The organism is Escherichia sp. WS1451, from assembly GCF_046487365.1.
GTDB classification, from domain to species: Bacteria; Pseudomonadota; Gammaproteobacteria; order Enterobacterales; family Enterobacteriaceae; genus Escherichia; species Escherichia coli.
The window spans coordinates 199,964-212,878 of record NZ_JBJQJP010000004.1; the positions used below are offsets into that span (position 1 = coordinate 199,964).

Here is a 12,915-nt window from a genome sequence, read left to right on the forward strand (position 1 = left end):
TAAGGTGATGATTTCTCGGCGGTGTATCATATTCCAGAGAAGAGAGAACATTGCGGTAACACGCTTTTACCGCTACCTTAACCACACTCCATCGGTCACCTGAGGCGGAGCTTCGCCCCTTTGAAATACCTTGCTTCTTTTCGTACAACCCTGAAAGCCTCGCGCTACATGTTCAGAGCATTGGCGTTAGTGCTCTGGCTGTTGATTGCTTTTTCATCCGTTTTTTACATCGTTAATGCGTTACATCAGCGAGAATCGGAAATTCGTCAGGAATTTAATCTGAGTTCCGATCAGGCTCAGCGCTTTATTCAACGCACCTCTGATGTGATGAAAGAGCTGAAGTACATCGCCGAAAATCGCTTATCGGCAGAAAACGGTGTGCTTTCCCCGCGTGGACGAGAAACGCAGACGGATGTGCCTGCGTTTGAACCACTGTTTGCTGACTCTGATTGTTCCGCAATGAGTAACACCTGGCGAGGTTCTCTGGAGTCATTGGCGTGGTTTATGCGCTACTGGCGCGATAATTTTTCTGCGGCTTACGATCTCAACCGGGTATTTTTAATCGGCAGCGATAACCTCTGCATGGCCAATTTCGGTCTGCGTGATATGCCAGTGGAACGCGATACCGCGCTAAAAGCTTTGCATGAACGCATTAATAAATATCGAAATGCACCACAAGATGATAGTGGCAGTAACCTCTACTGGATCAGCGAAGGTCCGCGCCCTGGCGTCGGGTATTTTTACGCGTTGACGCCAGTTTATCTGGCGAACCGGTTGCAGGCGCTTTTGGGTGTCGAGCAGACCATCCGGATGGAGAACTTTTTCTTACCTGGTACGTTGCCGATGGGGGTTACCATTCTTGATGAAAATGGTCATACCCAGATTTCGCTTACCGGACCAGAAAGCAAAATTAAGGGCGATCCTCGCTGGATGCAGGAACGCTCCTGGTTTGGCTATACGGAAGGGTTCCGGGAGCTGGTGCTGAAGAAAAATCTGCCACCCTCATCGCTAAGCATCGTGTATTCGGTGCCGGTTGATAAGGTGCTGGAACGCATTCGCATGTTGATCCTTAACGCAATTTTGCTGAATGTGCTTGCCGGAGCTGCATTGTTTACTCTCGCGCGGATGTACGAGCGACGTATTTTCATTCCGGCGGAAAGCGACGCCCTGCGACTGGAAGAACATGAGCAGTTTAATCGCAAGATTGTCGCCTCCGCGCCAGTGGGTATCTGCATTTTGCGTACCGCTGATGGCGTCAATATTTTAAGTAACGAACTGGCGCATACCTATCTCAATATGCTTACGCATGAGGATCGCCAACGGCTGACACAAATTATCTGTGGGCAGCAGGTCAATTTTGTTGATGTCCTGACCAGCAACAATACCAATCTGCAAATCAGCTTCGTCCATTCGCGCTATCGTAATGAAAACGTGGCCATTTGTGTGCTGGTGGATGTTTCTTCGCGCGTGAAGATGGAAGAGTCGTTGCAGGAGATGGCACAAGCAGCAGAACAGGCGAGCCAGTCAAAATCGATGTTCCTTGCCACCGTCAGTCATGAGCTGCGAACGCCGCTGTATGGCATTATCGGTAACCTGGATCTGTTGCAAACCAAAGAGTTACCGAAAGGCGTCGATCGTCTGGTGACGGCAATGAACAACTCTTCCAGCCTGTTGTTGAAAATTATCAGCGATATTCTCGATTTCTCGAAAATTGAATCAGAACAGTTGAAGATCGAACCGCGTGAGTTTTCACCGCGTGAAGTGATGAACCACATCACCGCCAACTATTTACCGCTGGTGGTACGCAAGCAGTTAGGCTTGTACTGCTTTATTGAACCGGATGTGCCAGTGGCCTTAAATGGCGACCCGATGCGTTTACAGCAGGTCATCTCCAACCTGTTGAGTAACGCCATAAAATTCACCGATACCGGCTGTATAGTTTTGCAAGTTCGCGCTGATGGCGATTATCTCTCTATCCGTGTTCGCGATACCGGCGTGGGGATTCCGGCGAAAGAAGTCGTGCGCTTGTTTGATCCCTTCTTCCAGGTCGGAACGGGCGTACAGCGAAACTTCCAGGGGACCGGTCTGGGTCTGGCGATTTGTGAAAAACTGATCAGCATGATGGACGGCGACATCTCGGTAGATTCAGAACCGGGAATGGGCAGCCAGTTTACCGTGCGTATTCCGTTGTACGGCGCTCAGTACCCGCAGAAAAAAGGCGTGGAAGGGTTGAGTGGTAAACGCTGCTGGCTGGCGGTCCGCAATGCGTCGCTCTGTCAGTTCCTGGAAACCAGTTTGCAGCGCAGCGGCATCGTCGTTACAACATACGAAGGGCAGGAACCGACTCCCGAAGATGTGTTAATTACTGACGAGGTAGTGAGTAAAAAATGGCAGGGTAGAGCGGTAGTGACCTTCTGTCGTCGCCATATTGGTATTCCGCTGGAGAAAGCGCCAGGGGAGTGGGTACACAGTGTGGCGGCCCCGCATGAGCTACCGGCATTGTTGGCGCGTATTTATTTGATCGAGATGGAGAGCGATGATCCTGCTAACGCTCTGCCGTCGACGGACAAAGCGGTCAGCGATAACGACGATATGATGATTCTGGTCGTGGATGATCATCCGATTAACCGGCGTCTTCTGGCAGATCAGTTGGGATCGTTGGGCTATCAATGTAAAACCGCGAATGATGGCGTCGATGCGCTTAATGTACTTAGCAAGAATCATATTGATATCGTGCTTAGCGACGTCAACATGCCAAATATGGATGGTTACCGCTTGACGCAACGCATTCGTCAGTTGGGACTGACGTTGCCGGTAATCGGAGTAACTGCTAATGCGTTGGCTGAAGAGAAGCAGCGGTGTCTGGAGTCCGGTATGGACAGCTGCCTGTCGAAGCCGGTAACGCTGGATGTGATAAAACAGACGCTAACGGTATATGCCGAGAGGGTCAGGAAATCGCGGGAATCGTAGGACGGATAAGGCGTTTACGCCGCATCTGGCATTCAGTGCAAATGCCAGATAAGACACTGACGCGTCTTATCTGGCCTACAGGTGATTAGTCTTTATCTGCCGGACTTAACGTCACTGAAGAGAGATAATTCAGCAGAGCGATATCGTTCTCGACACCCAGCTTCATCATCGCAGATTTCTTCTGGCTACTGATGGTTTTAATACTGCGGTTCAGCTTTTTAGCGATCTCGGTCACCAGGAAGCCTTCCGCAAACAGGCGCAGAACTTCACTCTCTTTTGGCGAGAGACGCTTGTCACCGTAACCACCAGCACTGATTTTTTCCAACAGGCGAGAAACGCTTTCCGGGGTAAATTTCTTCCCTTTCTGCAGCGCGGCGAGAGCTTTCGGCAGATCGGTCGGTGCACCTTGTTTCAGCACGATCCCCTCGATATCCAGATCCAATACCGCACTAAGAATCGCCGGGTTGTTGTTCATGGTCAGAACAATGATCGACAGGCTTGGGAAATGGCGCTTGATGTACTTGATTAAGGTAATGCCATCGCCGTACTTATCGCCAGGCATGGAGAGATCGGTAATCAACACATGCGCATCCAGTTTCGGCAGGTTGTTGATCAGTGCTGTAGAGTCTTCAAATTCGCCGACAACATTCACCCACTCAATTTGCTCAAGTGATTTGCGAATACCGAACAAGACTATCGGATGGTCATCGGCAATAATTACGTTCATATTGTTCATGTAATAGGCTACCTTGCTACAGCAAGCTCTTGACATAACTGTCAATGTCGCTGATGTATTTTTCTATTCCTGAAACATCCTTCTCACGAATCAGATGTTCCAGCGTTTCACATAACTGCTTGCCGGGTACCAGATTTAGCATGGCAAATACGCCTTTAAGACGATGAGCCGTTTGGGCTAACGCAGCAAAGTCACTGGTTGCTGCTTCAGTATACAGCCTCTTAACATCATCCGGTACTGTGTCTACAAAGAGCGCATAATAGCCGCTGGCATGGAGTTGCGCATTTTCATCTCCGCCCAGAGGCGATTCTGTCACCTCTTCCTGCGCCAGTTGCACTTCAATTAATTGTAAGACCGCTTCCTGCATAGCGTTGCTCATATTGAAGTTGACGCACAATTGACCAGGCCCAATTTCCCGTACGCCAGACTCATCATCGCTTAAAAGCAAGCCAGAGGCAGTAAGATTAGACGGATTATCCGTTAAAAAGATATCATAATCTTGACTAATTAATCTTTCATCGGGTGTGATACAGGTTGCACCCCAATTTTCTAACTGGCGAGTGACAATATTCCGAATTTCTGCCGAAGTAACATCCACCATTACGCAGACATCATCCAGTAATCGCTCTTCTTCCTCTTCAACTTCCGGGTCAGCTGCGAGCATTTTGATATGCACAGAGTAGCGTGTACCGAGCCCATCCCGCGTTTTGATGTTTAAATGACCGCCCAGTTTACGCGCCAGTTGATCGCTCAGCCAGAATGCCAGCGGGTCCGCCTTGCCATAGCGATCGTTTTGGGTCTGGTTGATAAACGGGAAGTGCAAATTATCCATTTCATGAATGCTTACGCCTTCTCCGGTGTCCAGAATGCGGAACGTCAGGCGGTCTTCGGAGGACTCATCCTGATCAACCTCAAGGGTGATTTTTCCTAATTGCGTTGAGGTCACGGCATATTGCATCAGTAGCAGCAAAATACGTCGTAAGGCATCGCGATCGCCGCGGCGCATATCGTGTGCTTTCAGATGATTGTTAATCAGCAGTTGCAGACCTTTACGCTTGATGGCAGGCAACACTGAAGGCACAACTTCATCAATTAAATCCTGCACGGAGAACAGCACCGTCTCACTTTTCCAGCTATCGTCCGCAAGCATGTTCGCTAACTGTATTTCATCGACCAGCCGCACCAGCACATCTGCCTGATTCGCCAGTTGTTTGCTTTCCGGGGCGTTGAGTTTAGCCGCGCTCTCCGCCAGGGACTGTGCGGGTTCTTTCAGCGCATCGCCAATGTTTTTCATAAAGGTCATCCGCCCCTGCTGGTTTTTCTCATACAGACGCTGCGCCTGCTTGAGTTTCTTGTTTACCAGCACTTCGCGATCCTGATCGCGAATAATGAAAATTTGTGTGCGCGGCGCAACCTGGCTGCGGAACATGCGGATCTCATACAGCTCGTTATTGATCGTCGCCTGAATAATCCCCTGATGCTGTTCCGCCATGGTGGTGATGTTTTGCAGATTCAAATGCGGCAGCAAATGATCGGCAATTTTGTTACTTATGACTGTGCGGTTCGATTCCTGATCGTGAACCAGCAGGCCGAGCGGCAGCAGTGAGACTATCTCTTCATTAATTGCCCGTAAAATGCGCAATTCGTTATTGACCGCCGTGCTGGGGACGCTTTCTGTACTGCGGCTGGAGAAATGGCGGAATGTGGTATAGCCAAATAACGCCAGCGCCAGCAAACCGATGTTCAGCAGCAGTGGCAGCAGAATGTTTTGCAACGTATCCAGCAATAAGGTGCCATAAGGAACCTGCCAGACCAGGCGCATATCGGTAGAGTTGAGTGCCGAGGAGATTTCAATCTTCGTACTGTTAAAGTGGATACTGACGCTATCCGTCCCTTCTTTCTCATTATCATTGTTTCCCGTTGCCGTCGCGTCTGGCTCAAGGCGGAAACTGTCCAGCGGCATGCCCGGTGGGATCAAATCATTAATCGGCAGATCAAAAGCCACTACCGTTGCCAGATGTCCCGGCTGGTTGAACGTGGTACGCAAGGTAAAATAATGACCGTTCTGCCAGGCCAGGCGGCGCATGTTAGAAAAACTTTCGCGTTCATCGAGGGCGTTGGCCTGTTGCAACATCTCTGCACGACGTGAATCAACAATGTCGCTGACGGTCGATTCTTTAAATCCGGAGGTGAGATCTTTGAGGGGCAGGGTTGAGATCAGCACCAGACTGTTATCCTGACCATTCAGGTAATACATCGACCACGGTACATTTTCTGCGCCCCACAATGTGTCCAGATAGGTGGACATCCGTTGAGTCATCTCAAGCGTTGAGTTGTCGTGAGAGCCAAAGATTAACGCTTCCGTTTTGCGGCGTGGTTTCTCCAGATAGTAGACATCCTGTTTCAGGCGCGTCTCTTGTAAACCTTCGCCGGAGGAGGGGGAGGTCGTCGCGGCAATGTTGTCGTAGATCTGCCAGGTCACGTAACGCCAGGTATCGACGCGCTTTTGGATTGCGTGGGTAATGTCGACAATCTGGTAACTTTTATCTTTCAGCCAGGCGTTAACGGCACTTTGTACCATTACCCCCATCGTCACCAGTAACACAATGATCAACAGTAAAAAGAAGCGGGTAATGCTCCCCGGTAGGAGTGAAAAGCGGGTCGTGGCCGTTGTCTCTTTCTGACGCATTCGTGTTTATGACCTGTTAAAACTTCGCGAAGTGATAGGGCAGTATAAAGGGTACAGTGTGAAATTCCAGACTCTTACCTGATTGATGATTTTCTATTCTCCCGTGATATTTATCATCCTGCATTGGGGGAAATAGATGTACAAGCGCCATTTTGCTGTACAAATAACCTACAAAAAGCCCAATGAAATTAATTGCAAATAAACGAAGATTGCTGGAAATTATGCTGATGTTAATTATTTGTGAAATAGTTAACAAGCGTTATAGTTTTTCTGTGGTAGCACAGAATAATGAAAAGTGTGTAAAGAAGGGTAAAAAAAACCGGATGCGAGGCATCCGGTTGAAATAGGGGTAAACAGACATTCAGAAATGAATGACGGTAATAAATAAAGTTAATGATGATAGCGGGAGATATTCTAGTTGCGAGTGAAGGTTTTGTTTTGACATTCAGTGCTGTCAAATACTTAAGAATAAGTTATTGATTTTAACCTTGAATTATTATTGCTTGATGTTAGGTGCTTATTTCGCCATTCCGCAATAATCTTAAAAAGTTCCCTTCTATTTACATTTTGAAACATCTATAGCGATAAATGAAACATCTTAAAAGTTTTAGTATCATATTCGTGTTGGATTATTCTGCATTTTTGGGGAGAATGGACCTGCCGACTGATTAATGAGGGTTAATCAGTATGCAGTGGCATAAAAAAGCAAATAAAGGCATATAACAGAGGGTTAATAACATGAAAGTTAAAGTACTGTCCCTCCTGGTCCCAGCTCTGCTGGTAGCAGGCGCAGCAAACGCTGCTGAAGTTTACAATAAAGACGGCAACAAATTAGATCTGTACGGTAAAGTAGACGGCCTGCACTATTTCTCTGACAACAAGTCAGAAGATGGCGACCAGACCTACATGCGTCTTGGTTTCAAAGGCGAAACTCAGGTTACTGACCAACTGACTGGTTACGGCCAGTGGGAATATCAGATCCAGGGCAACAGCGCTGAAAACGAAAACAACTCCTGGACCCGTGTGGCATTCGCAGGTCTGAAATTCCAGGATGTAGGTTCTTTCGACTACGGTCGTAACTACGGCGTTGTTTACGACGTAACTTCCTGGACCGACGTTCTGCCAGAATTCGGTGGCGACACCTACGGTTCTGATAACTTCATGCAGCAGCGTGGTAACGGCTTCGCGACCTACCGTAACACCGACTTCTTCGGTCTGGTTGACGGCCTGAACTTTGCTGTTCAGTACCAGGGTACCAACGGCAGCGTAAGCGGTGAAGACCAGACCAATAATGGTCGTGGTGCTCTGCGTCAGAACGGCGACGGTGTCGGCGGATCTATCACTTATGATTACGAAGGCTTCGGCGTTGGTGCTGCAGTTTCCAGCTCCAAACGTACCTGGGATCAGAACAACACTGGCCTGATCGGTACTGGCGACCGTGCTGAAACCTACACTGGTGGTCTGAAATACGACGCTAACAACATCTACCTGGCTGCTCAGTACACCCAGACCTACAACGCAACTCGCGTAGGTTCCCTGGGTTGGGCGAACAAAGCACAGAACTTCGAAGCTGTTGCTCAGTACCAGTTCGACTTCGGTCTGCGCCCGTCTGTAGCATACCTGCAGTCTAAAGGTAAAAACCTGGGCACCATCGGTACTCGTAACTACGACGACGAAGATATCCTGAAATATGTTGATGTTGGTGCGACCTACTACTTCAACAAAAACATGTCCACCTACGTTGACTACAAAATCAACCTGCTGGACGACAACCAGTTCACCCGCGCTGCTGGCATCAACACTGATGACATCGTAGCTCTGGGTCTGGTTTACCAGTTCTAATCTCGATTTATATCGAACAAAGGGCCTGCGGGCCCTTTTTTCATTGTTTTCAGCGTACAAACACAGTTTTTTGGTGTACTCTTGCGACCGTTCGCATGAGGATAATCACGTATGGAAATAAGCTTTACCCGCGTGGCACTGCTGGCTGCCGCGCTCTTCTTTGTTGGTTGCGATCAAAAACCACAACCCGCCAAAACCCACGCTACTGAAGTTACCGTTCTTGAAGGCAAAACTATGGGTACCTTCTGGCGTGCCAGCATCCCGGGCATTGACGCCAAACGCAGTGCCGAACTTAAAGAAAAGATTCAGACCCAGCTGGACGCCGACGATCAGCTGCTTTCGACCTATAAAAAAGATTCCGCGCTGATGCGCTTTAACGACTCGCAAAGTTTGTCGCCGTGGCCAGTAAGTGAAGCGATGGCCGATATCGTCACCACCTCGCTACGCATTGGCGCGAAGACCGATGGCGCGATGGATATAACCGTCGGGCCGCTGGTGAATCTGTGGGGTTTCGGTCCGGAACAACAGCCGGTTCAAATTCCGAGTCAGGAACAGATCGATGCGATGAAAGCCAAAACCGGCTTACAGCACCTGACGGTCATTAATCAGTCGCATCAGCAATATCTGCAAAAAAACCTGCCGGATTTATATGTCGATCTCTCTACCGTCGGCGAAGGCTATGCGGCGGATCATCTGGCACGCTTGATGGAGCAGGAAGGGATTTCCCGCTATCTGGTGTCGGTGGGCGGCGCGCTGAACAGCCGTGGTATGAACGGTGAAGGCCAGCCGTGGCGGGTAGCGATTCAAAAACCAACTGATAAAGAAAACGCGGTTCAGGCTGTGGTGGATATCAACGGTCATGGCATTAGCACCTCTGGCAGCTACCGTAACTATTACGAACTGGACGGCAAACGCCTTTCCCATGTTATCGATCCGCAAACCGGGCGTCCCATCGAACACAATCTGGTATCCGTGACGGTGATTGCCCCGACGGCGCTGGAAGCCGACGCCTGGGATACTGGCTTAATGGTGCTCGGGCCAGAGAAAGCCAAAGAAGTCGTTCGCCGGGAAGGGCTGGCGGTTTATATGATCACCAAAGAGGGCGATAGCTTTAAAACCTGGATGTCGCCGCAGTTTAAAAGCTTCCTTATCAGCGAAAAAAATTAAAGCGCAAGATTGTTGGTTTTTGCGTGATGGTGACCGGGCAGACTAAAGGCTATCCTTAACCAGGGAGCTGATTATGAAAAACGCCACATGCTTAACTGACGATCAACGCTGGCAATCTGTCTTAGCCCGCGACCCGAATGCCGACGGCGAATTTGTCTTCGCCGTGCGCACCACGGGCATCTTTTGCCGTCCGTCTTGCCGCGCCAGACATGCCTTGCGGGAAAATGTCTCCTTCTACGCAAATGCCAGCGAGGCACTCGCCGCCGGATTTCGCCCCTGCAAACGTTGTCAGCCAGACAAAGCCAATCCCCGGCAACATCGCCTTGATAAAATTACCCACGCCTGCCGACTTCTGGAACAGGAAACGCCTGTAACGCTGGAAGCCTTAGCCGATCAGGTGGCGATGAGTCCGTTCCATCTGCATCGGTTGTTTAAAGCGACTACCGGAATGACGCCTAAAGCCTGGCAACAGGCCTGGCGCGTTCGCCGTTTGCGCGAATCGCTGGCGAAAGGGGAGAGCGTGACGACGTCTATTCTTAACGCCGGATTCCCCGACAGCAGCAGTTACTACCGCAAAGCCGACGAAACGCTGGGCATGACGGCTAAACAATTCCGTCACGGTGGCGAAAATCTGGCGGTGCGTTACGCGCTGGCTGATTGTGAGCTGGGCCGTTGCCTGGTGGCAGAAAGCGAGCGGGGGATTTGCGCGATATTGCTGGGCGATGATGACGCGACACTAATCAGCGAGTTACAGCAGATGTTTCCCGCTGCCGACAACGCGCCTGCCGATCTGATGTTTCAGCAACATGTGCGTGAAGTGATCGCCAGCCTCAATCAACGCGATACGCCGCTGACGTTACCGCTGGACATTCGCGGCACTGCTTTTCAGCAACAAGTCTGGCAGGCCCTGCGCACGATACCTTGCGGTGAAACCGTCAGTTATCAGCAACTGGCTAACGCCATCGGCAAACCGAAAGCGGTACGGGCTGTTGCCAGCGCCTGTGCCGCCAACAAGCTGGCTATCGTTATACCTTGTCATCGGGTGGTCCGTGGTGATGGCACACTTTCCGGTTACCGCTGGGGCGTGTCGCGCAAAGCGCAACTGCTGCGCCGCGAAGCTGAAAATGAGGAAAGGTAATGTTGGATCTGTTTGCCGATGCTGAACCGTGGCAAGAGCCACTGGCGGCTGGTGCGGTAATTTTACGGCGTTTTGCTTTTAACGCTGCGGAGCAACTAATCCGCGATATTAATGACGTTGCCAGCCAGTCGCCGTTTCGCCAGATGGTCACTCCAGGCGGATATACCATGTCGGTGGCGATGACCAACTGTGGGCATCTGGGCTGGACGACCCATCGGCAAGGTTATCTCTATTCGCCCATTGATCCGCAAACAAATAAACCGTGGCCCGCCATGCCGCAGAGTTTTCATCATTTATGTCAACGTGCGGCTACGGCGGCGGGCTATCCAGATTTCCAGCCAGATGCCTGTTTGATCAACCGCTACGTTCCTGGCGCGAAACTGTCGCTGCATCAGGATAAAGACGAACCGGATCTGCGCGCGCCAATTGTTTCTGTTTCTCTGGGCTTACCCGCGATTTTTCAATTTGGCGGCCTGAAACGAAATGATCCGCTCAAACGTTTGTTGCTGGAACATGGCGATGTGGTGGTATGGGGCGGTGAATCGCGGCTGTTTTATCACGGTATTCAACCGTTGAAAGCGGGGTTTCATCCACTCACCACCGACTGCCGCTACAACCTGACATTCCGTCAGGCAGGTAAAAAAGAATAAAAATAAGAATTATTATTGCTGTGCGCACGAAGATGTTTAAACTGCGGGCTGTAATTCATTGTCCGGGTTTTTTGCATGGAACTTCTTGTACTTGTCTGGCGGCAGTATCGCTGGCCATTTATCAGTGTGATGGCGCTAAGCCTCGCCAGTGCGGCATTAGGCATTGGCTTAATTGCTTTTATCAATCAGCGCCTTATCGAAACGGCGGATACCAGTCTGCTGGTGTTGCCGGAGTTTCTGGGATTATTGTTGCTGTTGATGGCAGTCACTCTCGGATCGCAACTGGCGCTCACCACTTTGGGGCATCACTTCGTTTACCGACTGCGTAGTGAATTTATCAAGCGGATTCTGGATACCCACGTCGAGCGCATTGAACAACTTGGTAGCGCTTCGTTGCTGGCGGGGTTAACCAGCGATGTGCGCAATATCACCATTGCTTTTGTGCGTCTGCCGGAACTGGTGCAGGGGATCATTCTCACTATCGGTTCAGCGGCGTATTTGTGGATGCTGTCGGGCAAAATGTTGCTGGTAACGGCTATCTGGATGGCAGTCACCATCTGGGGTGGTTTTATACTGGTGGCGCGGGTGTACAAACATATGGCGACCCTGCGTGAAACCGAAGATAAGCTGTACACGGATTTTCAAACCGTACTCGAAGGGCGCAAAGAGCTGACTCTGAACCGTGAACGCGCCGAGTATGTGTTTAACAACCTCTACATTCCTGATGCGCAAGAGTATCGCCATCATATTATCCGCGCAGACACCTTCCATCTTAGTGCCGTGAACTGGTCAAACATCATGATGCTGGGCGCTATCGGCCTGGTGTTCTGGATGGCGAACAGTCTCGGTTGGGCTGATACCAACGTTGCCGCGACCTATTCGTTGACGCTGTTATTCCTGCGTACGCCGCTGCTTTCGGCAGTTGGCGCATTGCCGACGCTGCTGACGGCGCAGGTGGCGTTTAACAAGCTGAACAAATTCGCGCTCGCACCTTTCAAAGCAGAGTTTCCACGCCCGCAGGCGTTTCCCAACTGGCAAACGCTGGAGCTGCGTAACGTGACGTTTGCTTATCAGGATAACGCGTTTTCCGTTGGGCCGATTAACCTCACCATCAAACGTGGCGAACTGCTGTTTCTGATTGGTGGCAACGGTAGCGGAAAATCGACGCTGGCGATGTTGCTGACGGGCTTGTATCAGCCACAAAGCGGCGAAATCTTGCTGGATGGCAAACCTGTCAGCGGCGAACAACCGGAAGATTATCGCAAACTGTTTTCGGCAGTGTTTACCGATGTCTGGCTGTTTGATCAACTGCTGGGGCCGGAGGGGCAACCCGCTAACCCGCAACTGGTTGAGAAGTGGCTGGCGCAGCTGAAAATGGCTCATAAGCTTGAGTTAAGTAACGGGCGTATTGTTAACCTGAAGTTATCAAAAGGGCAGAAAAAACGCGTCGCGCTGTTGCTGGCGCTGGCAGAAGAACGCGATATTATCCTGCTGGATGAATGGGCGGCGGATCAGGACCCACACTTCCGTCGTGAGTTTTATCAGGTGCTGCTACCGCTGATGCAGGAGATGGGTAAAACGATTTTCGCCATCAGTCATGATGATCATTACTTTATCCACGCTGACCGCCTGCTGGAATTGCGCAACGGGCAACTTAGCGAGCTGACAGGCGAAGAGCGCGATGCTGCTTCGCGTGATGCCGTTGCCCGGACGGCATAATATT

At 50.5% G+C, this 12,915-nt stretch carries 8 protein-coding genes; 6 read left to right on the top strand and 2 right to left on the bottom strand.

Features of this window, described 5'->3' with window-relative positions; translation table 11 throughout:
- Positions 1-120: 120 nt before the first annotated feature.
- Complete coding sequence (gene rcsC, locus ACJHX7_RS07960; RefSeq protein WP_094029698.1) at positions 121-2,970, top strand: two-component system sensor histidine kinase RcsC; 2,850 nt, start codon at positions 121-123, stop codon at positions 2,968-2,970.
- Positions 2,971-3,055: 85 nt separating this feature from the next.
- On the opposite strand, the gene rcsB is transcribed toward rcsC, so the two are convergent.
- Positions 3,056-3,706, bottom strand: coding sequence for a response regulator transcription factor RcsB (rcsB, locus tag ACJHX7_RS07965; RefSeq protein WP_001061917.1), 651 nt, complete (start codon positions 3,704-3,706; stop codon positions 3,056-3,058).
- A 16-nt stretch (positions 3,707-3,722) separates the two neighbouring features.
- On the bottom strand, positions 3,723-6,395 hold the full coding sequence (rcsD, locus tag ACJHX7_RS07970; RefSeq protein WP_094029699.1) for a phosphotransferase RcsD: 2,673 nt from the start codon (positions 6,393-6,395) through the stop codon (positions 3,723-3,725).
- 738 nt (positions 6,396-7,133) lie between these two features.
- Between rcsD and ompC the strand changes: the two genes are divergently transcribed.
- The 5 genes from ompC to yojI all read left to right on the top strand — a co-directional run bounded on the left by ompC (position 7,134) and on the right by yojI (position 12,911).
- Positions 7,134-8,237 (top strand): porin OmpC, encoded by a 1,104-nt coding sequence (gene ompC, locus ACJHX7_RS07975; RefSeq protein WP_000865589.1) that lies wholly within the window; start codon positions 7,134-7,136, stop codon positions 8,235-8,237.
- 111 nt (positions 8,238-8,348) lie between these two features.
- Complete coding sequence (gene apbE, locus ACJHX7_RS07980) at positions 8,349-9,404, top strand: FAD:protein FMN transferase ApbE (RefSeq protein WP_094029700.1); 1,056 nt, start codon at positions 8,349-8,351, stop codon at positions 9,402-9,404.
- A gap of 73 nt (positions 9,405-9,477) precedes the next feature.
- The gene (gene ada / locus ACJHX7_RS07985) at positions 9,478-10,542 is read left to right on the top strand and encodes a bifunctional DNA-binding transcriptional regulator/O6-methylguanine-DNA methyltransferase Ada (RefSeq protein WP_094029701.1); all 1,065 of its coding nucleotides are present in this window, start codon (positions 9,478-9,480) and stop codon (positions 10,540-10,542) included.
- Entirely contained in the window at positions 10,542-11,192 is a 651-nt protein-coding gene (gene alkB, locus ACJHX7_RS07990) for a DNA oxidative demethylase AlkB (RefSeq protein ID WP_094029702.1), read from the top strand. The genes ada and alkB overlap by 1 nt, the downstream gene beginning before the upstream one ends.
- Positions 11,193-11,267: 75 nt before the next feature.
- Positions 11,268-12,911: a microcin J25 efflux ABC transporter YojI gene (gene yojI / locus ACJHX7_RS07995; RefSeq protein WP_094029703.1), complete on the top strand. Its 1,644-nt coding sequence runs from the start codon at positions 11,268-11,270 to the stop codon at positions 12,909-12,911.
- Positions 12,912-12,915: the final 4 nt, after the last annotated feature.

What these genes read in the sequence shown, in the direction of transcription:
- rcsB (WP_001061917.1), bottom strand. Translation starts at nt 3,706, where the DNA reads ATGAACAATATGAACGTAATTATTGCCGATGACCATCCGATAGTCTTG.
- rcsD (WP_094029699.1), bottom strand. Translation starts at nt 6,395, where the DNA reads ATGCGTCAGAAAGAGACAACGGCCACGACCCGCTTTTCACTCCTACCG.
- ompC (WP_000865589.1), top strand. Translation starts at nt 7,134, where the DNA reads ATGAAAGTTAAAGTACTGTCCCTCCTGGTCCCAGCTCTGCTGGTAGCA.
- apbE (WP_094029700.1), top strand. Translation starts at nt 8,349, where the DNA reads ATGGAAATAAGCTTTACCCGCGTGGCACTGCTGGCTGCCGCGCTCTTC.
- ada (WP_094029701.1), top strand. Translation starts at nt 9,478, where the DNA reads ATGAAAAACGCCACATGCTTAACTGACGATCAACGCTGGCAATCTGTC.
- alkB (WP_094029702.1), top strand. Translation starts at nt 10,542, where the DNA reads ATGTTGGATCTGTTTGCCGATGCTGAACCGTGGCAAGAGCCACTGGCG.
- yojI (WP_094029703.1), top strand. Translation starts at nt 11,268, where the DNA reads ATGGAACTTCTTGTACTTGTCTGGCGGCAGTATCGCTGGCCATTTATC.